At 69.0% G+C, this 23803-nt stretch carries 35 protein-coding genes, 2 pseudogenes and 1 riboswitch; of the genes and pseudogenes, 3 read left to right on the top strand and 34 right to left on the bottom strand.

The genetic code is table 11. The annotated features are described in order from the left end of the window. Positions 1-651, top strand: a pseudogene (locus Acy02nite_RS09590) (hypothetical protein); the annotation flags it as partial. Positions 652-679: 28 nt separating this feature from the next. Here Acy02nite_RS09590 and thiC read toward each other — a convergent pair. From thiC to Acy02nite_RS09545, 9 genes and pseudogenes are all read right to left on the bottom strand, one after another. Then, positions 680-2197: a phosphomethylpyrimidine synthase ThiC gene (gene thiC / locus Acy02nite_RS09585; protein ID WP_203739524.1), complete on the bottom strand. Its 1518-nt coding sequence runs from the start codon at positions 2195-2197 to the stop codon at positions 680-682. A gap of 74 nt (positions 2198-2271) precedes the next feature. Next, positions 2272-3033, bottom strand: coding sequence for a bifunctional hydroxymethylpyrimidine kinase/phosphomethylpyrimidine kinase (gene thiD / locus Acy02nite_RS09580; RefSeq protein ID WP_203739523.1), 762 nt, complete (start codon positions 3031-3033; stop codon positions 2272-2274). 164 nt (positions 3034-3197) lie between these two features. Then, positions 3198-3779: pseudogene (locus Acy02nite_RS09575) on the bottom strand (thiamine phosphate synthase); the annotation flags it as partial. Beyond that, positions 3773-4555 carry a thiazole synthase gene (locus Acy02nite_RS09570; protein WP_203739516.1) on the bottom strand — a complete coding sequence of 261 codons (783 nt, stop codon included), beginning with the start codon at positions 4553-4555 and terminating at the stop codon, positions 3773-3775. The pseudogene Acy02nite_RS09575 and the gene Acy02nite_RS09570, both read right to left, overlap by 7 nt. 2 nt (positions 4556-4557) lie before the next feature. Continuing rightward, positions 4558-4758, bottom strand: a complete 201-nt coding sequence (thiS, locus tag Acy02nite_RS09565) for a sulfur carrier protein ThiS (RefSeq protein ID WP_203739515.1) — start codon at positions 4756-4758, stop codon at positions 4558-4560. After that, complete coding sequence (gene thiO / locus Acy02nite_RS09560) at positions 4749-5765, bottom strand: glycine oxidase ThiO (protein WP_203739513.1); 1017 nt, start codon at positions 5763-5765, stop codon at positions 4749-4751. The genes thiS and thiO overlap by 10 nt, the downstream gene beginning before the upstream one ends. Next, entirely contained in the window at positions 5762-6379 is a 618-nt protein-coding gene (locus Acy02nite_RS09555; RefSeq protein WP_203739511.1) for a thiamine phosphate synthase, read from the bottom strand. Before Acy02nite_RS09555 ends, thiO begins: the two co-directional genes overlap by 4 nt. Continuing rightward, a riboswitch (TPP riboswitch) is annotated at positions 6373-6483 on the bottom strand. It overlaps the preceding gene by 7 nt. Before the next feature lie 149 nt (positions 6484-6632). Further along, entirely contained in the window at positions 6633-8279 is a 1647-nt protein-coding gene (locus Acy02nite_RS09550) for an ABC-F family ATP-binding cassette domain-containing protein (protein WP_203739509.1), read from the bottom strand. A gap of 26 nt (positions 8280-8305) precedes the next feature. Continuing rightward, a complete protein-coding gene (locus Acy02nite_RS09545) occupies positions 8306-8926 on the bottom strand; it encodes a class I SAM-dependent methyltransferase (RefSeq protein ID WP_203739508.1) in 621 nt (206 codons plus the stop codon). Positions 8927-9020: 94 nt separating this feature from the next. Between Acy02nite_RS09545 and Acy02nite_RS09540 the strand changes: the two genes are divergently transcribed. Together Acy02nite_RS09540 and Acy02nite_RS09535 are read left to right on the top strand one after the other, a co-directional pair. Continuing rightward, complete coding sequence (locus Acy02nite_RS09540; protein ID WP_203739506.1) at positions 9021-9179, top strand: hypothetical protein; 159 nt, start codon at positions 9021-9023, stop codon at positions 9177-9179. After that, a complete protein-coding gene (locus Acy02nite_RS09535) occupies positions 9176-9784 on the top strand; it encodes a hypothetical protein (protein WP_203739504.1) in 609 nt (202 codons plus the stop codon). Before Acy02nite_RS09540 ends, Acy02nite_RS09535 begins: the two co-directional genes overlap by 4 nt. Positions 9785-10025: 241 nt before the next feature. On the opposite strand, the gene truA is transcribed toward Acy02nite_RS09535, so the two are convergent. The 25 genes from truA to rplP form a co-directional block, all read right to left on the bottom strand. Further along, positions 10026-10850, bottom strand: coding sequence for a tRNA pseudouridine(38-40) synthase TruA (gene truA / locus Acy02nite_RS09530; RefSeq protein ID WP_203739503.1), 825 nt, complete (start codon positions 10848-10850; stop codon positions 10026-10028). A 92-nt stretch (positions 10851-10942) separates the two neighbouring features. After that, positions 10943-11509, bottom strand: a complete 567-nt coding sequence (gene rplQ, locus Acy02nite_RS09525) for a 50S ribosomal protein L17 (RefSeq protein WP_203739501.1) — start codon at positions 11507-11509, stop codon at positions 10943-10945. 36 nt (positions 11510-11545) lie between these two features. After that, complete coding sequence (locus Acy02nite_RS09520) at positions 11546-12568, bottom strand: DNA-directed RNA polymerase subunit alpha (protein WP_203739500.1); 1023 nt, start codon at positions 12566-12568, stop codon at positions 11546-11548. Between the two features lie 85 nt (positions 12569-12653). Then, positions 12654-13280 (bottom strand): 30S ribosomal protein S4, encoded by a 627-nt coding sequence (gene rpsD, locus Acy02nite_RS09515; RefSeq protein ID WP_203739498.1) that lies wholly within the window; start codon positions 13278-13280, stop codon positions 12654-12656. A 16-nt stretch (positions 13281-13296) separates the two neighbouring features. Beyond that, a complete protein-coding gene (gene rpsK, locus Acy02nite_RS09510; RefSeq protein ID WP_014440747.1) occupies positions 13297-13704 on the bottom strand; it encodes a 30S ribosomal protein S11 in 408 nt (135 codons plus the stop codon). Between the two features lie 17 nt (positions 13705-13721). Further along, positions 13722-14102 carry a 30S ribosomal protein S13 gene (rpsM, locus tag Acy02nite_RS09505; RefSeq protein WP_014687779.1) on the bottom strand — a complete coding sequence of 127 codons (381 nt, stop codon included), beginning with the start codon at positions 14100-14102 and terminating at the stop codon, positions 13722-13724. A gap of 150 nt (positions 14103-14252) precedes the next feature. Beyond that, a complete protein-coding gene (gene rpmJ / locus Acy02nite_RS09500; RefSeq protein WP_014440745.1) occupies positions 14253-14369 on the bottom strand; it encodes a 50S ribosomal protein L36 in 117 nt (38 codons plus the stop codon). 92 nt (positions 14370-14461) lie between these two features. Then, positions 14462-14683, bottom strand: a complete 222-nt coding sequence (gene infA / locus Acy02nite_RS09495) for a translation initiation factor IF-1 (RefSeq protein ID WP_007073013.1) — start codon at positions 14681-14683, stop codon at positions 14462-14464. Positions 14684-15010: 327 nt separating this feature from the next. Continuing rightward, on the bottom strand, positions 15011-15439 hold the full coding sequence (locus tag Acy02nite_RS09490; protein WP_203739549.1) for a DUF1707 SHOCT-like domain-containing protein: 429 nt from the start codon (positions 15437-15439) through the stop codon (positions 15011-15013). Positions 15440-15512: 73 nt separating this feature from the next. Beyond that, complete coding sequence (map, locus tag Acy02nite_RS09485; protein WP_203739490.1) at positions 15513-16343, bottom strand: type I methionyl aminopeptidase; 831 nt, start codon at positions 16341-16343, stop codon at positions 15513-15515. Between the two features lie 2 nt (positions 16344-16345). Continuing rightward, positions 16346-16999 (bottom strand): adenylate kinase, encoded by a 654-nt coding sequence (locus tag Acy02nite_RS09480; protein ID WP_203739488.1) that lies wholly within the window; start codon positions 16997-16999, stop codon positions 16346-16348. A 74-nt stretch (positions 17000-17073) separates the two neighbouring features. Next, positions 17074-18414, bottom strand: coding sequence for a preprotein translocase subunit SecY (gene secY / locus Acy02nite_RS09475; RefSeq protein WP_203739487.1), 1341 nt, complete (start codon positions 18412-18414; stop codon positions 17074-17076). A gap of 232 nt (positions 18415-18646) precedes the next feature. Further along, the gene (gene rplO, locus Acy02nite_RS09470; RefSeq protein WP_203739485.1) at positions 18647-19096 is read right to left on the bottom strand and encodes a 50S ribosomal protein L15; all 450 of its coding nucleotides are present in this window, start codon (positions 19094-19096) and stop codon (positions 18647-18649) included. Further along, complete coding sequence (gene rpmD / locus Acy02nite_RS09465; RefSeq protein ID WP_014687772.1) at positions 19096-19278, bottom strand: 50S ribosomal protein L30; 183 nt, start codon at positions 19276-19278, stop codon at positions 19096-19098. The genes rplO and rpmD overlap by 1 nt, the downstream gene beginning before the upstream one ends. Next, positions 19278-19898, bottom strand: coding sequence for a 30S ribosomal protein S5 (gene rpsE / locus Acy02nite_RS09460; protein WP_189329200.1), 621 nt, complete (start codon positions 19896-19898; stop codon positions 19278-19280). Before rpsE ends, rpmD begins: the two co-directional genes overlap by 1 nt. A 12-nt stretch (positions 19899-19910) precedes the next feature. Then, the gene (gene rplR / locus Acy02nite_RS09455; RefSeq protein WP_425548160.1) at positions 19911-20306 is read right to left on the bottom strand and encodes a 50S ribosomal protein L18; all 396 of its coding nucleotides are present in this window, start codon (positions 20304-20306) and stop codon (positions 19911-19913) included. After that, entirely contained in the window at positions 20303-20842 is a 540-nt protein-coding gene (gene rplF, locus Acy02nite_RS09450) for a 50S ribosomal protein L6 (RefSeq protein WP_203739483.1), read from the bottom strand. Before rplF ends, rplR begins: the two co-directional genes overlap by 4 nt. Positions 20843-20856: 14 nt before the next feature. Then, positions 20857-21264 carry a 30S ribosomal protein S8 gene (gene rpsH / locus Acy02nite_RS09445; protein ID WP_203739481.1) on the bottom strand — a complete coding sequence of 136 codons (408 nt, stop codon included), beginning with the start codon at positions 21262-21264 and terminating at the stop codon, positions 20857-20859. A 76-nt stretch (positions 21265-21340) separates the two neighbouring features. Next, positions 21341-21526, bottom strand: a complete 186-nt coding sequence (locus Acy02nite_RS09440) for a type Z 30S ribosomal protein S14 (protein ID WP_014440734.1) — start codon at positions 21524-21526, stop codon at positions 21341-21343. A gap of 2 nt (positions 21527-21528) precedes the next feature. Further along, the gene (gene rplE / locus Acy02nite_RS09435) at positions 21529-22098 is read right to left on the bottom strand and encodes a 50S ribosomal protein L5 (RefSeq protein WP_203739479.1); all 570 of its coding nucleotides are present in this window, start codon (positions 22096-22098) and stop codon (positions 21529-21531) included. Continuing rightward, complete coding sequence (rplX, locus tag Acy02nite_RS09430) at positions 22098-22418, bottom strand: 50S ribosomal protein L24 (protein ID WP_203739545.1); 321 nt, start codon at positions 22416-22418, stop codon at positions 22098-22100. Before rplX ends, rplE begins: the two co-directional genes overlap by 1 nt. Continuing rightward, positions 22415-22783: a 50S ribosomal protein L14 gene (rplN, locus tag Acy02nite_RS09425; RefSeq protein ID WP_203739477.1), complete on the bottom strand. Its 369-nt coding sequence runs from the start codon at positions 22781-22783 to the stop codon at positions 22415-22417. Before rplN ends, rplX begins: the two co-directional genes overlap by 4 nt. Before the next feature lie 92 nt (positions 22784-22875). Next, positions 22876-23148 (bottom strand): 30S ribosomal protein S17, encoded by a 273-nt coding sequence (gene rpsQ / locus Acy02nite_RS09420; RefSeq protein WP_203739476.1) that lies wholly within the window; start codon positions 23146-23148, stop codon positions 22876-22878. Next, positions 23145-23378, bottom strand: coding sequence for a 50S ribosomal protein L29 (gene rpmC / locus Acy02nite_RS09415; protein WP_203739467.1), 234 nt, complete (start codon positions 23376-23378; stop codon positions 23145-23147). Before rpmC ends, rpsQ begins: the two co-directional genes overlap by 4 nt. Next, positions 23378-23803: a 50S ribosomal protein L16 gene (rplP, locus tag Acy02nite_RS09410; RefSeq protein ID WP_014687763.1), complete on the bottom strand. Its 426-nt coding sequence runs from the start codon at positions 23801-23803 to the stop codon at positions 23378-23380. The genes rpmC and rplP overlap by 1 nt, the downstream gene beginning before the upstream one ends.

Below are 23803 nucleotides of genomic sequence, written 5' to 3'. Positions count from 1 at the left end.
GCCGAGCAGCCCGCTGAGCCGGAGATCGCCGCCGCCGGGCCCGCCCCGGACAAGGCGGCCCAGACGGTCACGGAAACCCCGGCGGCACGGACCCAGCCGGCCCGCCGCCCCCGCAAACCCCGCGTCAAGCCGGTGCCCGAGCTCGAGGCGAAGCCGGCGACCCCGGCACCGGAACCCCCGGCGGCGACGAGCCCCGAGGCCGCCGACGAGGCGGCGCCGGAGGTGGCCACGGGCGCGGCACCGGCCGTACGGGAAGAAGAGCAGGAGCCGGAAAGCGCACCCGGGCCTCGGAAGCAGGCGGCCCGCCGCAAGCCGCGCGCCCGCAAGGCCGTCGCCGTTCCTCCGGCCGCCGAAGCGGAGGCCGCGCCCAAGCGCCCCACCGCGACCAGGCGCAAGGCGGCTCCCGAACCTCCCGCCGAGCGCAGGACGCCGGTGGAGGAAACCATCGAGCAAGAGAAAGCGGCGGAAGTTCTCGCCACGGAACGAAAGGCAGCCGAGGAGTTGGCCGAGCGCAACGTAGCCCTGGAAGAAGCCATCGCCCGCAAGGCAGAGGAGGATCAGGCCGCCGCTGACCGGGCCCGCAAGGAGCGCGTGGCGAAACGCACCGCCTCGCGCGACCCGGTCTTCGACTTCCTCCCGAAGAAGGACTAGCCCGAAGAAGGGCTAGCACGATGAAGGACTAGGAGGTCACCGGGAGGTAGACCCGCCCACCGGCGTCGACGAACTCGGTCGACTTCGCCTTCATCCCGGCCGCTCGCAGCTCGTGGCTGATCTTCATCGAGCAGAACTTGGGCCCGCACATCGAGCAGAAGTGCGCGGTCTTGGCGGGCGCCGCCGGCAGCGTCTCGTCGTGGTACGCCCGGGCCGTCTCCGGGTCGAGGGCCAGCTCGAACTGGTCCTCCCACCGGAAGTCGAACCGGGCGTGCGACAGCGCGTCGTCCCACGCCTGCGCGCCGGGGTGGCCTTTGGCGAGGTCGGCCGCGTGCGCCGCGATCTTGTAGGCGATCATCCCGGCCTTGACGTCCTCCTTGTTCGGCAGGCCGAGGTGCTCCTTCGGGGTGACGTAGCAGAGCATCGCGGTGCCGAACATGCCGATCATCGCGGCGCCGATCGCGGACGTGATGTGGTCGTAGGCCGGCGCGATGTCGGTGGCCAGCGGCCCGAGGGTGTAGAACGGCGCCCCGGCGCACAGCTCCTGCTGCAGGTCCACGTTTTCCTTGATCTTGTGCATCGGCACGTGACCGGGACCTTCGACCATCACCTGTACGTCGTACTCCCAGGCGATGTGCGTCAATTCGCCCAGGGTCCGCAGCTCGGCGAACTGCGCCTCGTCGTTGGCGTCGGCGATCGATCCGGGGCGCAGGCCGTCGCCGAGCGAGAACGTGATGTCGTACTGCCGGAAGATCTCGCACAGCTCACGGAAGTGCTCGTAGAGGAAGTTCTGCCGGTGTCCGGCCAGGCACCACGCCGCCATGATGGACCCGCCGCGCGACACGATGCCGGTGACCCGCTCGGCGGCCAGCGGCACGTATTCCAGGAGCACCCCGGCGTGGATCGTCATGTAGTCGACGCCCTGCTCGGCCTGCTCGATCACGGTCTCCCGGAACAGTTCCCAGGAGAGCTTGAGCGGGTCGCCGTTGACCTTCTCGAGGGCCTGGTAGATCGGCACGGTCCCGATCGGCACCGGCGAGTTCCGCATGATCGACTCACGGGTCTCGTGGATCCGCGGCCCGGTGGAGAGGTCCATTACGGTGTCGGCGCCCCACCGGGTCGCCCAGGTGAGCTTCTCCACCTCCTCGGCGACCGACGAGGTGACCGCCGAGGTGCCGATGTTCGCGTTGACCTTCACCAGGAACTTCGACCCGATGATCATCGGCTCGGACTCGGGGTGGTTGCGGTTGACCGGGAGCACCGCGCGGCCGGCCGCGATCTCGTCGCGTACCACCTCGGGGTCGACGCCCTCGCGGACCGCGACGAACTCCATCTCCGGCGTGATGTCGCCGGCGCGCGCCGCGGCGAGCTGCGTCCGCCCGTCCCACCACGGCTTGCGCAGCGGCGGCAGCCCGACCGTGGGCTCGCTGCCCGGCCCGGACGTGTCGTAGAGCCGGACCGACGGGTTGTCGCCGGTCAGCACCACCTCGGTGAACGGCACCCGGATCTCCGGACGGGAGCCCTCCACGTAGACCTTGCGCCTCATGATTCCTCCCAGATAGGTACAAAACCGGCGGCCGATGGCAGCACAGTGCCTCCGCCGGAGCCTCAACGGACTTGCTAGTTCCAGAAGTGGTCGAGCGGACCGGGCCCGGCGCCCAGCTTCCACTCCGCGCCGCCGCGCAGCGCGCCGGTCACGTACTCCTTCGCCGCCGCGATCGCGTCCGGCACGGCATCACCCATGGCCAGCCGCACCGCGATCGCCGACGAGAACGTGCACCCGGACCCGTGGTTGTTCCGCGTAGGCACGGACTCCCCGTGCAGTTCGGTGACGACGCCGCCGTGCCAGAGCACGTCGACCGCGAGCTCGCTGCCGGTCACCACCACGGCGCGCGGCCCCATCGCTGCCAGCCGGGCCGCTGCCGCGGCCATCTCCGAGGTGGTCCCGGCATCCTGTCCGACGAGGGCTGCGGCCTCCTGCCGATTCGGCGTCACGACTTGTGCGTACGGCATGAGCACCGCGACCACCGCGGCCTCCCCGAGCCGGCTGCCGGAGGTCGACACCAGCACCGGGTCCACGACCAGGTTCGGCAGATCCGGGGCGCGTTCGGCGATCACCCTCGCGACAGCCGGATCCGCGATCATCCCGACCTTGACCGCGGCCACCGGCAGATCGGTCAGCACGGCGTCGAGCTGAGCGGCCACGATCTCGGCCGGAACCGGGTGGATCGCGGTCACGCCGAGCGTGTTCTGCGCCGTGACAGCCGTGATCACCGACGTCCCGTAGGCGCCCAGGGCGGCGAACGTCTTCAGGTCCGCCTGGATCCCGGCTCCGCCACCCGAATCCGACCCCGCGATCGTCAGCACCACCGGCGGGGTCATGCGCTGACCTGCCGATCGCCGCTGCGCGGTTGTCCACACTGGCGACTTGTCCACAGCTCACCAACGCGATCTTGGGCTTTCTCGTCATACTGGCGGGGTGGAGGCCCCCCTCGGGAGGGTGGGTAGTGTGGTGAGCCGGGTTGGAGATCCACAGTGGCCTCTCTCGCAGACCCAGCGGACACCCCCGCCCCGAACGCCTCAGCCAGCACCCGAGCCACCCGCTCCGGCTCAGCCGCCCGCATGATCGCCCCGAGTACCGCGATCCCCGCCGCCCCCGCCCCCGCGCATTCCGCCGCCCGCACCGCCGAGTCCACCCCGCCCAGCGCCAGCCAAGGCACACCCCCGGCCAGTGCCGCGGCCGGGACAGCGCCGAGCGCCGGTCCGTATCCCGGTTTGGTCGACGTCGGGTAAATCGGCGACAACGTCACATAGTCCACGTCGGACAGCGGCTCTGTGCCGTGCCACGAGCGCCCGACCAGCCCCACTCCCGCCGGGCGCAAGTCAGCGGCGGCCAGGTGCACCGCGTCCCCGCCGAGCGGGTCGGGACCGGCCACGATGAGCCGCCCCGCGGGCACCACGGCGCGCAACTGCGCGGCCAGGCCGGCGCGTTGTTCCGCGGGGAGGTCGCGCTCGCGGAGGATCACCCAGGCGGCTCCACCCCGTACCGCTGCGGCAATCGTCTCCACCAGCGGCCCGGCGGCGGACCGCCGGTCGGTGAGGACGACGAGCCCGCCCGGCGTCACCACACCGGGATCCCCTCGTCGGAGGTGGACGCGATCGCGTGGAAGCGTCGCGGGATCCGCCCGGCCTGCCGCGCGAGGCGACCGGCGGCAACCGCGTGGCGCATCGCCGTGGCCATCGCGGCGGGCGTGTCGGCCCGGGTGATCGCGCTGGCCACCAGCACCGCGTCGCAGCCCAGTTCCATCGCGAGCGCCGCGTCGGAGGCGGTGCCGATGCCGGCGTCGAGGACCACCGGCACGTCGACGTTCTGCCGGATCAGCTCGATGTGGTGCGGGTTGGAAATGCCCAGGCCGGATCCGATCGGGGAGCCGGCCGGCATCACGGCGGCGCATCCGGCGTCGGCGAGGCGGCGGGCCAGGATCGGGTCGTCGGTGGTGTACGGCAGGACCGTGAACCCGTCCACGACCAGGGCTTCGGCGGCTCGGAGCAGCTCGACGCCGTCGGGCAGCAGGGTCCGTTCGTCGCCGATGACCTCGAGTTTGATCAGGTTGGTCTCGAACGCCTCGCGGGCCATCTGCGCTGTCTTGATCGCGTCGCCGGCGGTGAAGCAGCCGGCCGTGTTCGGCAGGATCCGCACCTTGAGCCGCTCCAGCATCGGCAGCAGGCCCGGCCCGGCCGCCTCGATCCGGCGCAGCGCGACGGTGACCAGGTCGGTCTCCGACGCGATGATGGCCTCTTCGAGGGCGGCGAGGCTGTTCGCGCCGCCGGTGCCGAGGATCAGTCCGTTCTCCGGCAGGAGCGGGACGGCCGGCGCCTCTGTCGTCTTCTCAGCGATGGTCATGGTCAACCTCCCTGGGCCGCGGTCAGCACCTCGACCGCGTCGCCGTCGGCGAGGTCGACCTGGCCCCACGTGGAGCGCGGCACGACCGAACCGTTCACCGCGACCGCGACCCCGCGATGCGCGTCGGTCAGCTCGGCGACCAGCGCGGCCACCGAGCAGGTGTCCGGCCGGGTCTCATGCCGTCCGTTGACGATCAGGCGCATCCGAACCTCCCGGGGGTGAAGTCGTCGATGATCGGGTCGGCCGTCCCGGTGAGCACCAGGTCGGCGACGAGTCGTGCGGTGATCGGGGTCAGCAGCACCCCGTTGCGGTGGTGACCGGCGGCGACGAAGACGTTGTCCTTGACGTGGCCGATGATCGGCGCGTTGTCCGGGGTGCCCGGGCGGTGGCCGACGGTGATCTCGGTGAGCTCGTGCTCGGCGAGGCCGGGGACCAGGTCGAGCGCGGCGCGCAGCAGGTCGTGCACGCCACCGGCGGTCGGCTGGTGGTCGGTGCGCTCCTCCTGGGTGGCGCCGACGACCACCTCGCCGTCGGCGCGCGGGACGAGGTAGACGTGCCGACCGTCGGCCGCGCCGTCGAGGACGTGGGTGAGTAGGCCTGGTTCGCCACGCAGGCGCAGCACCTGGCCTTTGACGGGCCGGATCGGGAGCCCGGTGAGGTCGGCGGTGCCGCAGCCGGCGGCCACGACGATCGTCTCGTCGTCCAGGGCGGACACGTCGTCGACGGCTCGCTGACGGATGCGCCCGTTCAACTGCCGCCGCAGGCTTCTGACCACTCGGCGCGGGTCGACCTGACGCTCGGCCGGCGAGTAGGCGCCCGCCCGGATCCGGGGGGACAGCGCGGGTTCCCGATCGCGCAGCTGGGAGCCGGTGAGCGGGGAGAGCTTCTGGTGTTTCCACTCGCGCGCCATCTCGGCCACGTCGTCGGCGGTCAGTGCCACCCCGAGGGTTCCCGCGTCGTCGTAGCCGACGTCGCCGAGCCCCGCCGCGAACTCCGGCCACAACTCGTTCGACGCTCGGAGCAGGCGCTCCAGCTGCGGGAACTCGAAGACCGACTCGCCGCCCGGCGCGAGCATCCCGGCCGCGACGTGCCAGGCGCCGCCGGTCCCGTCCGGCGCGGGGTCGTAGACGGTGACGTCCGCCCCGCGGCGCAACAACTCCGCGCCGACGGCGAGCCCGATGATCCCGCCGCCGACGACACCGACCCTCACGACAGCCCTTCCCGGGTGGCAGGGGAGGCGAGAGCGGTCAGGAACGCCTCGGCCGCGCCCGACGGGTCGGTGGTGAACGCGGCGATCGCGGCGATCCCGTGCACCCGCCCCGCGAATCGTGGCAGGTGCGACAGGGTGATCCCGCCGATCGCCAGCACGGGTGTCCCCGGGACCGCGGCCGCCACGACAGCGATCCGGTCCGGCCCGAGTGGTGGTGGCAGGCCGTCCTTCGTGGACGAGGTGAAGGCCGGCCCGACTCCGAGGTACGAGGCACCCTGCGCGACGGCGGCACGAGCGGCTTCCGGCGTACGGCACGTCGCCCCGACAACCGCATCCGGCCCGAGCACCCGGCGCGCGGCGTCCACGGGCAGGTCGTCGTCGCCCAGGTGGACGCCGTCGGCCCCGGCTGCCAGCGCGACCCCGATCCGATCGTTGACCAGGCACATCGCTCCGGCCGCGCGACAGAGCTCGACGGCGGCGACGGTCACGCCGTACGCCACCCTGTCGTTGCTCTTGACCCTGATCTGCACCGCGACGCCGGGGCGAGCCACCCCGCGAACGACCTCGAGGTCGTCGGTGAGGACGTGGAGCCGGGGAAAAGACAAAGCGTCCATGACGCACTCCTCCCTGCGCCGGCATTACCCGGATCAGGTTCTACGGTCGGGGGCCGCGTCAGCCCCCCTCTCAGCCCGGTGCCCGGACTCCCGTGGGGTTTCTTGTAACCGGACCATAACCGGCCCGTGACGATTCACGCTAGCGTTCATCGCCGGTGACTTAGGACTCGCTTTTCCGACGGCTCCAACTCTTGCGGACGACGGCGGACCGAGTCCCGGGAGGACACAGAAGCGGATCCTGTTCACTCCCGAGTCAGCGGACGTCCCACACAGGTTCCGGAACCTCGACAACCTCGTTGTCGCTCCTGAAGAGCACGAACCGATCGAAGGATCGCGTGAACCAGCGGTCGTGGGTGACGGCTATCACTGTCCCGTCGAAGGCCTTCAACCCTTCCTCCAGCGCCTCCGCGGAGGCCAGGTCCAGGTTGTCCGTCGGCTCGTCGAGCAGCAGCAGCGTCGCCCCGGAAAGTTCCAGCAGCAGCACCAGGAAGCGCGCCTGCTGCCCGCCGGAGAGGGTGCCGAAACGCTGATCGCCCTGCGCCGAGAGCTCGTACCGGCTGAGGTGTTTCATCGAGCCGGCCCGGTCCATCCCGGAGCGGTGCTCGTCACCCCGCCAGAGGATCTCGACGAGCGTCTTCTCCATCAGCTCGGGGCGGTCGTGGGTCTGCGAGAAGTGCCCGGGCCGGACCCGAGCGCCGAGCCGCGCCACGCCGTTGTGCTTCACCTGCGCGAGGGGCGCCCCGTCGACCGGCTGATGCTCCACATCGGGTTCGCTGCCGCCGGCCGCGAGCAGGCGCAGGAAGTGTGACTTGCCGGTGCCGTTCGCCCCGAGGACGGCGACGCGATCGCCGTACCAGATCTCCAGGTCGAACGGGAAGGTCAGATCTTCCAGTTCCAGGCTCTCGCAGATCACCGAGCGTTTGCCGGTGCGGCCGCCGCGCAGGTTCATCCGGACCGCCTGCTCCTTGGGCGGCAGCGGCGGCGGGCCGGCCTCCTCGAACTTGCGCAGGCGCGTCTGGGCGGCCTGATAACGCGAGGCCAGGCCGTCGTTGTACGCGGCCTTGTTCTTCAGCGTGAAGACCAGCTCACGCAGTTTCTCGTGCTCCTCGTCCCAGCGGCGGCGCAGCTCCTCCATCCGCTCGTGCCGGTTGGCGCGGGCCTCGTGCCAGGAGGCGAACCCGCCCGGATGGGTCCACGCGCCGCCGCCCTCGACCGCGACGACCCGGTCCGCGGTCTGGGCCAGCAGCTCACGGTCGTGCGAGATGTAGAGGATCGACTTGTTCGACTCGCGGATCCGCTGCTCCAGCCAGCGCTTGGCGGGCACGTCGAGGAAGTTGTCCGGCTCGTCGAGCAGGAGCACCTCGTCGCTGCCGCGCAGCAGCAGATCCAGCGCGAACCGTTTCTGCTCGCCGCCGGAGAGCGTGCGCACGACCCGGCTGCGCGCCTCGTCCCACGGTTTGCCGAGGATCGAGACCGCGACCGTGTCGAAGAGCACTTCCGCGTCGTAACCGCCGGCTTCACCCCAATGAGCCAGGGCATTCGCGTACGCGATCTGGCTCTTCTCGGTCTCGTCCAGCGCCTGCGTGGCCTTCGCCAGCCGGTCGCCGGCCTCCCGCAGCGGCGGCGCGACCAGGGACAACGCCATGTCCTCGAGCGTCCGATCGTCGCCGATCATGCCGATGAACTGGCGCATCACGCCCACCCCGCCGGAGCGCGCGACCGTGCCGCTCTGCGTCGGGATGTCCCCGGCGACCGTCCGCAACAGGGTGGTCTTGCCGGCCCCGTTCGGCCCGACCAGCGCGACCTTGGCGCCCTCGCCGACCCGGAACGACACGTCGGTGAACAGCTCCCGCCCGTCGGGCAGCACGAAACCGACACCGGCGACATCCACGTAACCCATGCCCGGCATCCTGCCCGGTCAGGGCCTCAGATGGCAGCCGGTTTTCCGGTGACCCGCAGGACCCGGAACCCCTTCTGGCTGGCGATCCGCTCGACCTCCCAGCCCTGCCCGGCGAGCCGGCTGTGCAACGAGTCACCTCCGAGGTGCCGGTTGATCACCAGCCAGGCGACCCCGTCCGGCGCGAGCCGCGGCAGCCAGCGGTCCATCAGCGCGTACAGCTCCGCCTTCCCGACGTGGGTCGGCGGGTTGCTCCAGATCTGCGCGAACGTCACACCTTCCGGCACGTCGTCCGGAGCGCTCACCCGGACCCGCTCCCCCAGCCCGAGGGTCGCCGCGTTCTCGCTGGTCAATTCACGGGCGCGGGAGTTCACGTCGATCGCGTGGACGGTCGCGCGCGGCGCCTGGGTGGCCAGCACGCAGGTGATCGGCCCATACCCACAACCGAGGTCGAGCAGATCCCCCTCGACGCCGGCGCCGGGCAGCTCCGCCTTGCGCAGCAGCACCGCGGTGCCCGGGTCGAGCCGCCCGGCGGAGAACACCCCGGAGGCCACGGCGAGCCGGTAATCCCGGCCGGCCACGCTGAACTCGATCTCACTCCGGCGCATCGGGGCGTCCGGGTCGGTGCTGAAGTAATGCTCGGCGGTCACCCTGTCAGTTTCCCGCGTCACAACGCCGCACGAACCACCGGGTGCCGGACAAACTGTGCGTTCATCGACTGATGTGCGCGCCTAACTTGTGCCCATGCGCTTCGCCACCCCGACGCGCTCCGCCCATCGCGCCGCCCCGGCAGCCGGTCTCGCGCTGCCGTCCGTGCCGTTCCCGAGATCCTCCGGCCAGCATCGGCAGCGGGTCCGGGCCCGTCCGCAGCGGCACGCGCGGCGCGAGCCGTACCGGCCATGACCCTTCTCACCCGCGGCTTGGCCGCCCTGATCGTGCTCGGCATCTGCCTGGTCTCGGCGTTCCTGATCGTCGGCGACGAGGGCGAGGGCCCCACTGCCGCCGACCGTCGCCTCGCCACGCGCGCCGGCGATCCACGACCGCTCACGGTCACCGAGGTCTTCCCCGCCGACCTCGCCGGCTTCGGAGTCAGAAGCACCTCCGACCAGGCCGACTGCACGGTCGCGGTCACCGGGGACCTGCGCTCCGCGATTTCGGCGTACGGATGCTCGCAGGCGATCCGCGCGGCGCTGAGCGCCACCGACAGCGGCCATCAGCTGACCGCGGGCGTCCTCAACCTGGCCGACTCGCAGAGCGCCGCGGCGGTCGGCGAGCAGGTCGGCCGCCTGGTCGAGTCCGACGACGGCAGCTTCACCGGGATGGGCGGCGAACAGATCCCGCCGGGCACCCCGGTCGGGTGGCGCGCACACGGCCACTACCTGCTGTACTGCGTGATCACCGGCCCGGATGGCGAGCCGGTCCCGAGCGGCGACCCGGCCCTGCCCCGCCTCACGAGCGCCCTCCTCGACTCCTACCTCACCGAGCAGGTCCTCGACCACCGCACCTAGCTCGATAGGGGCGCCCGGCGTACCGCGTCACGCGAGGAGGTCGCAGCTGTCGGCGGCGGCGCGACACGCAGTCCCGGCTGGTGCTCATGGCTGTTATCTGTCCCTCATTACAACCATGAGCACCAGCCCGAAGCGTGCGCCGCGCGGCGGACCGGAGCGGCGGCGACCTCGCGTGCCGGCCGGAGCGATCAGGTGTGTCGGGTGCCGGCCGGAGCCAGGTGTGTCGGGTGCCGGCGGGCGGTCAGGCGCGCAAGCGGCGGGTGGCCTCGGCGCGCGCCGCGTACTCCGCCTGCGCGGGGTAGCCGACCGCGACCAGCGTCAGGCCGTGCGCCGGGGCGACGGTCACCTCACTGGACCGTTCCCGCAGGGTGAGCAGCTTCGCCGGCCACTCCGGCTCCCGGCGGCCCTCACCGACGGCGAGCATCGCGCCGACCAGGCTGCGCACCATCGCCTGGCAGAACGCGTCCGCCTGCACTGTCGCCACCAGCGTCCGGTCCGCCTCGCGGCGCCAGTCCAGCCGGGCGATCGCGCGGATCGTGGTGGCGTGCTCCTTGCGTTTGCAGAACGCGGCGAAGTCGTGCTCGCCGAGCAGCCCGGCCGCCGCGGCGTTGAGCCGGTCCAGGTCGAGCGGGCGCTGCCAGCCGATCGTGTCGAAGCGGCGCAGCGGCTCCGGCCCCCAGCCGTCGTCACAGACCCGGTACTCGTAGCGCCGGAACGTGGCGGAGAACCGCGCGTCGAACGTCTCCGGGACCGGCACCACGCCCTTGACCCGGGCGTCCGGCGGCATCAGCCCGTTCAGCCGCCGCGGCAGCGAGCCGGCCAGTTCCTCGTACCGCTCGACCGGCAGCTCGATGTGACACACCTGCCCGGTCGCGTGCACCCCGGCGTCGGTGCGCCCGGCCACCGTGAGTCCCAGTGGCCACTCGGCGCCCGAGGCTCCGAGGATGCGATGCAGGGCCTCGACCAGAACCCCTGCGACGGTACGGCGCCCCGGCTGTGCCGCCCAGCCCGAGAAGTCCGCGCCGTCGTACGAGACGTCAAGTCGCAGGCGGATCGTTTCCGTCATCTCGGGGCGTGCTCCTCGCGTACACAATGATCGTTCCGGAAAGCGAAAGGCCCGGCACCCTCTCGGATGCCGGGCCCCTCGTCGACGCCTGGTCAGGCCTTGTCGGTGTCTTCGCCCTCGGCCTTGTCACCGGGGCCCTCGGCACCCTTGTCACCGGACGCGCTCACCGGAGGCTCGGCGTCCTGGTCGTCGGCGACGGCCGGAGCCGTCTCCTCGGGGGCCAGGGCCTCGAGCTTGTCCTGCTGCGCGACGGCCTTGCGAGCGGCGGCCTTGGCGGCCGGCGCGGTGGTGGCCGCGACCGGAGCCTCCTCGACCAGCTCGATGATCGCCATCGGAGCGGCGTCACCCTTGCGGGGGCCGGTCTTGGTGATCCGGGTGTAGCCACCGGGACGGCCCGTGTACCGCGGAGCGATCTGCTCGAACAGGGCGTACACGACGTCCTTGTCCTTCACGGTGCCCAGGACCCGGCGACGGGCGTGCAGGTCGCCGCGCTTGGCCTTCGTGATGAGCTGCTCAGCCAGCGGGCGGAGCCGCTTGGCCTTCGTCTCGGTGGTCTTGATCTTCCCGTGCCGGAAGAGCTCGGTGGCCAGGTTGGCCAGGATGAGCTTCTCGTGTGCCGGGCTGCCGCCGAGGCGGGCACCCTTGGTGGGCGTGGGCATTTCAGATGCTCCTTGAAATGTGGCGCAACCGAGCTCTTAGAGCTGCTCGGTCTCGCGGTAGTCGTCGGTGTCGTAGTCCACGTCGCCGAACGAGTCGACCACGTGCGCGGGGTCGAAGGACGGCGCGCTGTCCTTCAGGCCCAGGCCCATACCGGCGAGCTTCATCTTGACCTCGTCGATGGACTTCTGGCCGAAGTTCCGGATGTCCAGAAGGTCGGCCTCCGTACGCCCTATCAATTCGCCCACCGAGTTGATGCCCTCACGCTTGAGGCAGTTGTACGACCGGACGGTGAGGTCCAGCTCCTCAATCGGGAGAGCCAGGTCGGCAGCGAGCTGCGCGTCCTGCGGCGACGGGCCGATGTCGATACCCTCGGCGGTCTCGTCCAGTTCCCGGCACAGGCCGAAGAGCTCGACCAGGGTCGAGCCGGCCGAGGCCAGCGCGGTCCGCGGCGAGATGGACGCCTTCGACTCGACGTCGATGATCAGACGGTCGAAGTCGGTGCGCTGCTCGACACGGGTCGCCTCGACGCGGTAGGTGACCTTGAGCACCGGCGAGTAGATCGAGTCGACCGGGATCCGGCCGATCTCCGCGCCCGCGCTCTTGTTCTGCGCCGCCGTGACGTAGCCACGACCGCGCTCGACGGTCAGCTCCATGTCGAGCCGGCCCTTGCTGTTCAGCGTGGCCAGCTTCAGGTCCGGGTTGTGCACCGAGACACCGGCCGGGGGCTGGATGTCGCCGGCGGTCACGTCGCCCGGTCCCTGCTTGCGCAGGTACATGCTGACCGGCTCGTCGTGCTCCGAGCTGACGGTCAGCTCCTTGACGTTCATGACCAGCTCGACCACGTCCTCCTTGACACCGGGGATCGTGGTGAACTCGTGCAGCACGCCGTCGACCTTGATGCTGGTGACCGCCGCGCCCGGGATGGACGACAGCAGGGTGCGCCGGAGCGAGTTACCGAGGGTGTAGCCGAAGCCCGGCTCCAGCGGCTCGATGGTGAACCGGGAGCGGGTCTCGCTGATCGACTCCTCCGAGAGGGAGGGCCGCTGGCTGATGAGCACGCTGTTCTTCTTTCTGTCAGGCCAACCGCTATTTGATGGCCGTCTGATTTGCCCGGCGCCTTTTCAGGGGACGCCGGGCAACTTGTTACTTGGAGTAGAGCTCGACGATCAGCTGCTCCTGGACCTGCGTGTCGATGACAGCGCGGGCCGGGAGCGTGTGAACGAGGATCTTCATCTCGCTCGGGATGGGCTCGAGCCACGCCGGCACCGGCCGGGAACCGGCCTGGGCCTGCGCGACGACGAAGGGCGTGAGCTCCTTCGACTTCTCGCGGAGCGTGACGATGTCGTGCTCCTTCACCCGGTACGACGGGATGTCGACCTTGACGCCGTTCACCAGGAAGTGGCCGTGCTTGACCAGCTGGCGGGCGGCGTCACGGGACGCGGCGTAGCCGGCCCGGTAGACGACGTTGTCCAGACGCGACTCGAGGATCTGCAGCAGCACCTCACCGGTCTTGCCGGGCTTGGTGACAGCCTCCTCGTAGTAACCGCGGAACTGCTTCTCCAGCACGCCGTAGACGCGGCGGGCCTTCTGCTTCTCGCGGTGCTGGAGCAGGTACTCGGTCTCCTTGGTCCGCCCACGGCCGTGCTGGCCGGGCGGGAAGGGACGCGACTCGAACGGGCACTTCGGCCCGTCGCACTTGCTGCCCTTCAGGAACAGCTTCATCTTCTCGCGGCGGCACCGCTTGCAGTCCGCACCAACGTAACGAGCCATTGCTTCGATCTCTCCCTTAGACCCGGCGACGCTTCGGCGGACGGCAACCGTTGTGCGGCTGCGGGGTCACGTCGGAGATCTGACCGACCTCGAGACCAGCGGCCTGCAGCGAACGGATGGCGGTCTCCCGGCCGGAACCGGGGCCCTTGACGAACACGTCGACCTTGCGCATGCCGTGCTCCATGGCCCGGCGCGCGGCGGCCTCGGCGGCCAGCTGAGCGGCGAACGGAGTCGACTTGCGGGAGCCCTTGAAGCCCACCTGGCCGGACGAGGCCCAGGAGATGACCGCACCGGTCGGGTCGGTGATCGACACGATGGTGTTGTTGAAGGTGCTCTTGATGTGCGCCTGCCCGTGGGCGACGTTCTTGCGTTCCTTGCGCCGGACCTTCTTGACTGCGGCCCCTGCGCGTGCCTTCGGTGGCATAAGTCAGTGCGCTCCTATTACTTCCGACCGGGCTTCTTCTTACCGGCGACCGTGCGCTTCGGGCCCTTGCGGGTACGAGCGTTGGTCCGGGTCCGCTGTCCTCGCACGGGCAGGCCCTTGCGGTGGCGGATGCCGGCGTAGCAGCCGATCTCAACCTTGCGGCGGATGTCCGCGGCGACCTCGCGGCGCAGGTCGCCCTCAACCTTGAAGTTGGCCTCAATGTATTCGCGGAGCTTGAGCAGCTCCTCTTCCGTGAGGTCCTTGGCGCGCTTGTTCAGGTCGATCGCCGTAGCGGTCAATGCTTCGACGGACCGGGTGCGCCCGATCCCGAAGATGTAGGTGAGCGCGATCTCCATCCGCTTTTCGCGGGGAAGATCGACGCCGACGAGACGTGCCATTTCTGGGCGTACTCCTCGTTGTTGTCGCGGAGGTCTGTGCCCGTCCCTTCCCACCTGCCCGGGCGGGCCCCGGCCTCCGACCGGGGGTACAGCCGTCGTGCGACGGCCGGGACGCGCTTATTCAGTGGTGCGGATCCTGCGCGGGTCTACTCAGCCCTGGCGCTGCTTGTGACGCGGGTCGGTGGAGCAGATGACCATGACCCGGCCGTGCCGCCGGATGACCCGGCAGTTGTTGCAGATCCGCTTGACGCTCGGCTTGACCTTCACGGTTTGCCTTAACTCTCAGTCAGACGGGATGTGGAATCCCCGCGACCCGAATGAATCATCTCCGGCGCGGTTGCGACCCGCGCCGGAAAAGTTCACTTGTAGCGGTAGACGATGCGCCCACGGGTCAGGTCGTACGGCGAGAGCTCGACGACGACCCTGTCCTCGGGAAGGATGCGGATGTAGTGCTGGCGCATCTTCCCGGAGATGTGTGCCAGGACCTTGTGACCATTGGCGAGCTCCACGCGGAACATTGCGTTCGGCAGGGGCTCGATCACTCGGCCTTCGATCTCGATGGCTCCGTCTTTCTTTGGCATGTCCTCCGCTACCTGACATCGGGTTCTGGGGCAGGCTGTGCAACGTCGTTCCCGAGCCTCTTGGGGGGCTCGGACCAGCCGCGGCTCCCTCGTTCCTCGAAGCGCTGAGGACATGAAAGAGTGGACGCTGCGCGCCAGCAAGCCAGTCTACGCGCACGTCCCGGTGACGCCAAACCGAGGTCACCGATACCCGCAGTCGGGCGTGTCACGCCCGGTCAGCGATCGTGGCGACAGCGGTCCGCCAGGCGCCGGCCGCGGTGATCACGACCGGTCAGCGGTCGTTGCGACGGCGGCCCGCCACGCGCCGAGAGCGGTGATCACGGCCGGTCAGCGGTCGTTGCGACGGCGGTCCGTCAGCGCGCCGACAGCGGTGATCACGACCGGGATCAACACCCAGGCGGGCCAGAAATAGTACGCGTGACCGGAGCTGAACGACGAGATCGCCCAGATCACCGTGCAGACCAGGAAGGCCGTCAGCGCCGAGCCGAAGGTGTGCCGGCCGGTGTGGGAATCCTTCTTCCAGGCCTGCTGCGGCGGCGCCACGGGCTGGGGCGGGGCGTGCTGCTGCATCTGGGCATGCTGCTCCGGGACCGTGCCGGGCAGATCGTCGAGAAGTCCGTCGAGATCGCCGTACGTCCGGGCGTTGTAGGCACGCTGGACCCGCTCGTCGTACTCGTTCAGATCGAGCCGGCCCTCGTCGAGCGCGGACTTCAACTGATCCGCGACGCGCTGCCGATCACTGTCGCCGGCCCGCATTCCCTCGCGTCCCATGGGTCACAGCATGCCAGGCGTACGCGAACCTCGATACCCCGGTCCACTCAGGCCTGAGTCAGGCGCGCGCGGTCACCAGATCGCCCAGGCGGGCCTTTCCACCGTCCAGGGCGGTGGTGACCCACACCCCGTCCTCCAGGAGCGCCATGGTGTGCTCGACGTGCGCGGCGCGTGAGCCGTCACGGGTCACCACGGTCCAGCCGTCGGAGAGCTCCACGGTCCGCGGCGAGCCCATCGTGATCATCGGCTCGATGGCCAGCGCCATGCCGGCGACGAGCCGCGGGCCGCGTCCCGGCTTGCCGTGGTTGAGCACGTGCGGCTCCTGGTGCATCTCGGTGCCGATGCCGTGCCCGCCGTAGCCGTCGACGATCCCGTACCGCCCGGCCTTGCGGATCACCTTCTCGATGTTGAACGAGATGTCGGTGAGCCGGCCCCGCCCGTTGGCCACACCCCGCGCCGCGGCGGCGATCCCGGCCCACATCGCGTCCTCGGCGACCTCGGCCATCCGCAGCAGCGCCGGATCGGTGTCACCGACCCCGACCGTGATCGCCGAGTCGCCGTGCCAGCCGTCCAGGATCGCGCCGCAGTCCAGCGAGATCAGATCGCCCTCCACGAGGATCTGCTCCGCGCCCGGGATGCCGTGCACGACCTGCTCGTTGTTCGACGCGCAGATCGAGGCCGGGAAGCCGTGGTAGCCCTTGAACGACGGGATGGCCCCGTGGTCGCGGATCACCTTCTCGGCGATCGCGTCGAGGTCGCCCGTAGAGACGCCGGGAGCGACCGCGTCGCGCATCGCCTCCAGCGCGGCGTGGACGACCAGGCCGGCCGCCCGCATCTTCCCGATCTGCTCCGGCGTCTTCAGCTGGATGTCCAGCTCCTGACGACGCATGTTCAGCCTCCGTACGACCGGAGGGCGTCGATCGCGCGCACGGTGACGTCCTCGACCGGGCCGGTCGCGTCGATGCCCACGAGCTTGCCCTGAGCGCCGTAGTAGTCCACCAGCGGCGCGGTCTTGTCCGCATACTCCACCAGGCGGTTGGCGATCGTCTCGGCCTTGTCGTCGTCCCGCTGGAACAGCTCCGACCCGCAGCGGTCGCAGATGTTCTCCTTGCTCGTCGGGTCGAACTCGACGTGCCAGATCTTGCCGCAGCCCCGGCAGGTCCGGCGGCCGGAGAGCCGCCGGATCACCTCGTCGTCGTCGACCACGAGCTCCATCACCAGGTCCAGCGCCGTGCCCAGGTCGGCCAGCAGCTTGTCCAGCGCGTTCGCCTGCGGCACCGTGCGCGGGAACCCGTCCAGCAGGAACCCGTCGCCGGCGTCCGGCTCGGCGAGCCGGTCGCGGACCATGTTGATGGTCACCTCGTCCGGCACCAGCTGCCCGGCGTCCATGTAGCGCTTGGCCTCGACGCCGAGCGGGGTGCCCTGCGAGACGTTCGCGCGGAAGATGTCCCCGGTCGAGATCTTCGGTACGGCGAGATGGGCGGCGATGAACTCAGCCTGGGTCCCCTTGCCGGCCCCCGGAGGGCCCACCAGTACCAGCCGCACCTACATCGCCTCGCTTCGGTCGCACCACACCACGCCAACCGCTGACGCCAGAGCCCCCCGGCCCCGCGTAGCCACTACCGGAGGAACCCTTCGTAGTTCCGCTGCATGAGCTGGCTCTCGATCTGCTTCACCGTCTCCAGACCCACACCGACCATGATCAGGACAGCGGTGCCACCGAACGGGAAGTTCTGGTACTGCTGCTGGTCCAGCCAGATGAAGAAGAAGTTCGGCAGGACCGAGATCAGACCCAGGTAGAGCGCGCCCGGGAGCGTGATCCGGCTGAGGATGAAGTCCAGGTAGTCGGCGGTCGGCTTGCCCGGGCGGATACCCGGCACGAAACCACCGTACTTCTTCATGTTCTCCGCGACCTCAGTCGGGTTGAACGTGATCGACACGTAGAAGTACGTGAAGAAGATGATCAGCAGGAAGTAGACGCTGATGTAGACCCAGCTGGTCGGCGCGGCCAGCCAGTTCTGGATCCAGATCTGGTAGCCCTTGAGGTTGTTCTTGTCGAAGAACTGCAAGTACAGCTGCGGCAGGTAGAGCAGCGACGACGCGAAGATGACCGGGACGACACCCGCCTGGTTCACCTTCAGCGGGATGTAGGTCGAGGTGCCCCCGTACATCCGGCGGCCGATCATGCGCTTCGCGTACTGCACCGGGATGCGCCGCTGAGCCTGCTCGATGAAGACCACCAGGCCGATGATCACCAGGACCAGCGCGATCACCAGGAGGAACTTGGCGGTGCCGGCGGTCTGCTTGATCGTCCAGCCCTCGCCGGGGAGGCGGGCCGCGATCGAGGTGAAGATCAGGACGGACATGCCGTTGCCGACGCCGCGGTCGGTGACCAGCTCGCCGAGCCACATGACCATGCCGGTGCCGGCGGTCATCGTCATCACCAGCACGGTCAGCGTCAGCCACATCGGGACGCCGGTGTTCTCCGGGATGATCTGGTACTGCGGGTTGTCCTGGTCGCACAGGCCGCCGAAGAGCTGGCCGGTGCGCGCCAGGGCGACGAACGCCGAGGACTGCAGGATCGCCAGACCCAGCGTCAGGTACCGGGTGTACTGGGTGATCTTCGCCTGGCCGGACTGACCCTCCTTGCGGAGCTGCTCCAGCCGCGGGATGACCACGGTGAGCAGCTGCAGGATGATCGACGCCGTGATGTAAGGCATGATGCCGAGCGCGAAGACCGATAGCTGGAGCAGAGCGCCGCCGGAGAACAGGTTCAACAGGTTCAGAACCTGGTTGCCCGACTGCTCGGTCAGTTTGAGACAGGCCTGCACGTTGGTGTACGACACGCCCGGACTGGGCAAGGTTGCGCCGAGCCGGTAGAGCGCAATGATCGCCACCGTGAACAACAACTTCTTGCGCAGGTCAGGCGTCCGCAACGCACTCGAAAAGGCGGAGAGCAACTTCTTCCTCCTGCGCGAGGTGACCGCCACTGTCAGCGGTACGGGGGGAAGGCATCGGCCCGGATGACCGATATCCCTAGCTGGGAACGGACTCTAACAGTCTTGTCCCGTCGTGGTCAGCCACGGTAGCCGTCCACGAGGCACTGCGTTACTACCGATCACAAAAGTGCTGGTCAAACGGCACAAGGGGATGCTCGCCGAACACGCGTCCGGACGAGCATCCCCGCAAGCCTCACAGCTCGGTGGTGGAACCACCAGCGGCCGCGATCTTTTCCTTGGCCGAGTCACTGAACGCGTGCGCCGAGATGGTCAGCGACACACCGCCCAGCTCACCCGAGCCCAGGACTTTCACCGGCTGGTTCTTGCGAACCGCGCCGGCCTGGACGAGCTCGGACGGGCCGACCTCGCCACCGTTCGGGAACAGCTCGGCGAGCCGGTCCAGGTTCACGACCTGGAACACGACCTTGTTGCGCGGGCGGTTCCGCAGGCCCTTGATCTTCGGCAGGCGCATGTGGATAGGCATCTGCCCACCCTCGAACGACGCCGGAGTGTTCTTCCGGGCGCCGGTGCCCTTGGTACCGCGACCGGCCGTCTTGCCCTTGGAGCCCTCACCACGACCCACGCGGGTCTTCTTGGTCTTGGCGCCGGGAGCCGGCTTCAGGTCATGAATCTTGATCGCCATTACTCGACCTCCTCGACAGTGACGAGGTGGTTCACGGCGAAGATCATGCCCCGGATCTCGGGACGGTCCTCCTTGACCACCACATCGTTGATCCGCTTCAGCCCGAGCGACCGCAGGGAGTCCCGCTGGTTCTGCTTACGGCCGATCTCGGACCGGATCTGGGTGACCTTCAAGCGCGCCATCAGTGCACCGCCGCTTCCGCACGGGCCGCCAGCATCGCGGCCGGCGCCACGTCCTCGACCGGGAGGCTACGGCGAGCCGCAACCGCCTCCGGGGACTCGAGGCCCTTCAGCGCCGCCACGGTGGCGTGCACGATGTTGATCGGGTTCGAGGAGCCGAGGCTCTTCGAGAGGATGTCGTGGATGCCCGCGCACTCCAGCACGGCGCGCACCGGACCACCGGCGATGACACCGGTACCAGCGGACGCCGGCTTGAGCAGGACGACACCCGCGGCAGCCTCACCCGTGATCGGGTGCGGAATCGTCGCACCGATACGCGGGACCTTGAAGAAGTGCTTCTTGGCCTCCTCGACGCCCTTGGCGATGGCCGCGGGCACCTCCTTGGCCTTTCCGTAACCGACACCGACGGTGCCGTCACCGTCGCCGACGATCACCAGGGCGGTGAAGCTGAAGCGACGACCACCCTTGACGACCTTGGCGACGCGGTTGATCGCGACGACCCGCTCGAGGTGCGGGGTCTTCTCGACGGGCGCGTTGCGCCCGCCCTCGCGACGGTTGTCGCGGCGGCCGCCACCCTCGCTGTTGCCGCCGGACCCGCCGCCACGGCGCTGCTGACCAGGCATTGGTCAATCCTCCTAGAACTCGAGTCCGGCTTCGCGAGCGGCATCGGCAAGCGCGGCGATCCGCCCCGCGTACTTGTTGCCACCGCGGTCGAAGACGACCTTGGAAATACCCGCGGCCTTGGCGCGCTCGGCGAGAAGCGTGCCGACCTTGCCTGCCTGCGAGCTCTTGTCGCCCTCGGTGCCCCGGATCGTGGTGTCGAGGGTCGAGGCCGAAGCCAGCGTGTGGCCCTTGAGGTCGTCGATGATCTGCGCGGTGATGTTCCGCGTGGACCGGGTGACGACCAGGCGGGGACGCTCGGCCGTGCCGCGCACGTTCTTGCGGACCCGGAAGTGCCGACGCGCCTTGCCAACGGCCCGCCGGGAGGCGACACCGCCGCCATTGCGGCGCTTGAGCAGCGTGGCGGTCACTTCTTACCTGCCTTTCCAGCCTTGCGGCGGATGACCTCGCCCTGGTACTTGACGCCCTTGCCCTTGTAGGGCTCCGGCGGGCGGATCTTCCGGATGTTGGCGGCGACCTCGCCGACCAGCTGCTTGTCGATGCCCGACACAGTGAACTGGGTCGGCTTCTCCACCGAGAACGTGATCCCCGCCGGCGGCACGATGTTCACCGGGTGCGAGAAGCCCAGAGCGAACTCCAGGTCCTTGCCCTTCGCGGTGACACGGTAACCGGTGCCGTTGATCTCGAGGGTCTTCTTGTAGCCCTCGGTCACTCCGACGATCATGTTGGCGACCAGCGTCCGGGAGAGGCCGTGCAGTTCCTTGGCCTTGCGCTCGTCGTTGGGGCGGTTGACGACCAGCTCGCCGCCCTCCTGGGCGACGGTGATCGGCTCGGCCACGAGGTGGGAGAGCTCGCCCTTGGGGCCCTTGACCTTGACGGTCTGCCCCGTGATGGTGACATCGACGCCGGCCGGGACCGGGATCGACTTACGTCCGATTCGCGACATGTCAAAGTCTCCAGTTACCAGACGAAGGCGAGGACTTCCCCGCCAACACTCCGCTTGCGGGCCTGCTTGTCGGTCAGCAGTCCCTGGGACGTCGAAATGATCGCGACACCGAGACCACCGAGCACGCGGGGCAGCTCGTCGGACTTGGCGTAAACCCGCAGGCCGGGCTTCGAGACGCGCTTGATGCCGGCAAGGCTGCGCTCGCGGTTCTGGCCGTACTTGAGCTCAACGACCAGACGCTTGCCGACCGCGCCCTCCTCGGGCTCCTCAGACGTCCACGACGCGATGTAACCCTCGGACTTGAGGACCTCGGCGATGTTCGCCTTGATCTTCGAGTACGGCATGGTCACCTTGTCGTGGTACGCCTGGTTGGCGTTGCGCAGACGCGTCAGCATGTCTGCGATCGGGTCCGTCATCGTCATGGGTATTCGTCAACCTTTCTCGCCGGGGTTCCCACGTTGGACGCGGGCCTACGGCGAAGCGGTATTACTAAGTCGGTTACCAGGAGGCCTTGGACACGCCGGGCAGCTCACCACGGTGAGCCATGTCCCGCACGCAAACGCGGCACAGGCCGAACTTGCGGTAGACCGAGTGCGGGCGACCGCACTTCTGGCAGCGGGTGTAAGCGCGCACGGCGAACTTCGGCTTCGCGGCCGCCTTGATGATCAGCGCCTTCTTAGCCATTGTCAGTTCTCCTTGAACGGGAAGCCCAGGAGCTTCAGCAGCGCCCGGCCCTCGTCGTCGGTCGTGGCGGTCGTGACCACCGTGATGTCCATGCCCCGCGTACGGTCGATCTTGTCCTGATCGATCTCGTGGAACACCGACTGCTCGGTCAGGCCGAACGTGTAGTTGCCGTGCCCGTCCAGCTTGCGGCCGTCGAGACCACGGAAGTCACGGATACGCGGCAGCGAGATGGACAGCAGCCGGTCCAGGAACTCCCACATCCGGTCGCCACGCAGGGTGACCTTGGCGCCGATCGGCATGCCCTCGCGGAGCTTGAACTGCGCGATCGACTTGGTCGCCCGCCGCACCAGCGGCTTCTGCCCGGTGATCGTGGTCAGGTCGCGGACCGCGCCGTCGATCAGCTTGGCGTCGCGGGCAGCCTCGCCGACACCCATGTTCACGACGACCTTGACCAGGCCGGGGATCTGCATGGGGTTGGCGTACTTGTGCTGCTCCTGGAGCGCCTGGACGACCTCGGAGCGGTACTTGCTCTTCAGACGCGGCAGCGTCTTCGTCTCAGTGGCGGCAGTCATCAGAGTTCCTTACCGGTCGTACGCGCGATACGGACCTTCGTGCCGTTCTCGTCGATCCGGTAACCGACCCGGGTCGGCTTCCCCTGGTCGTCCAGGAGCTGCACGTTGGAGATGTGGATCGCGGCTTCCTGAGTGACGATGCCACCGGTCTTCGAACCACGCTGGGTGGTACGGATGCGTTCGTGCTTCTTGACGCGGTTGACGCCCTCGACCAGGACCTTGTCCCGCGTCGGGAAGGCCGCGATGACCTTACCCTTGGCGCCCTTGTCCTTACCGGCGATGACGACGACCGTGTCGCCCTTCTTGATCTTCACGGTCAGAGCACCTCCGGCGCCAGGCTGATGATCTTCATGAACCGCTTGTCGCGCAGCTCGCGCCCGACCGGGCCGAAGATGCGGGTACCGCGGGGGTCCCCGCCGTCCTTGATGATGACGGCGGCGTTCTCGTCGAACTGGATGTACGAGCCGTCCGGACGACGCCGCTCCTTGGCGGTGCGGACGACGACCGCCTTCACGACGTCACCCTTCTTCACACCGGCACCCGGAATGGCGTCCTTGACCGTGGCCACGATGACGTCGCCGATGCTCGCGTAACGGCGACCGGAGCCACCGAGCACGCGGATGCACAGAATCTCCCGGGCACCCGTGTTGTCGGCGACGCGCAGTCGCGACTCCTGCTGGATCACGTCTGTCTCCTATGTCTGCCAGTTCTCCGGTGACCTACCGAAGCTTGGCGGAACGATGGTCCGCTGGGCCGGCCGTGACCGGCCCAGCGTACTCACTTGGCCTTTTCGAGGATCTCCACGATCCGCCACCGCTTGGTGGCGGAGAGCGGGCGGGTCTCCATGATCGAAACCCGGTCGCCGGTGCCGGCGGCGTTCTGCTCGTCGTGCACCTTCAGCTTGCGGGTACGACGGATGACCTTGCCGTACAGCGCGTGCTTGACGCGGTCCTCGACCTCGACGACGACGGTCTTGTCCATCTTGTCGCTGACCACGAGACCCTCACGCGTCTTGCGCTGGGCGCGCGGCGCGACAGTGTTCTCACTCATGCGCTCACCTCATCCGGCGCAACCGAGAGCCCCAGCTCGCGCTCACGCATGATCGTGTAGATCTTCGCGATGTCCTTGCGGACGACCTGCAGTCGACGGTGATTGTCGAGCTGCCCGGTCGCGCGCTGCACGCGAAGGTTGAACAGCTCCGCCTTGGCCTCCCGCAGCTTCGCGACCAGCTCCTCGTCGGAGCTCTCGCGCAGCTCGGCTGCCTTAACGCCCGCTGCCATCAGCTTTCACCCACTTCGCGCGTCACGATGCGGCACTTCATCGGGAGCTTGTGGATCGCGCGGCGCATCGCCTCACGCGCGACCGTCTCGTTCGGGAAGGACATCTCGAAGAGAATCCGGCCCGGCTTGACGTTCGCCACCCACCACTCGGGAGAACCCTTACCGGAACCCATGCGGGTCTCAGCGGGCTTCTTGGTCAGCGCCTGGTCCGGGAAGATCGAGATCCAGACCTTACCGCCACGCTTGATGTGACGGGTCATGGCGATACGAGCGGACTCGATCTGCCGGTTCGTCACGTACGCCGGCTCGAGCGCCTGGATACCGAACTCGCCGAAGACGACCCGGTTGCCGCCCTTGGACGCGCCGTGGCGGTCCGGGTGGTGCGGCTTACGGAAGCCCTTTGGGGGCTTACGCGGCATCAGCAT

The organism is Actinoplanes cyaneus, assembly GCF_016862095.1.
Lineage (GTDB): Bacteria > Actinomycetota > Actinomycetes > Mycobacteriales > Micromonosporaceae > Actinoplanes > Actinoplanes cyaneus.
The sequence above is the reverse complement of the archived record's forward strand: the minus strand, read 5'-3'. Positions and strand labels throughout refer to the sequence as shown.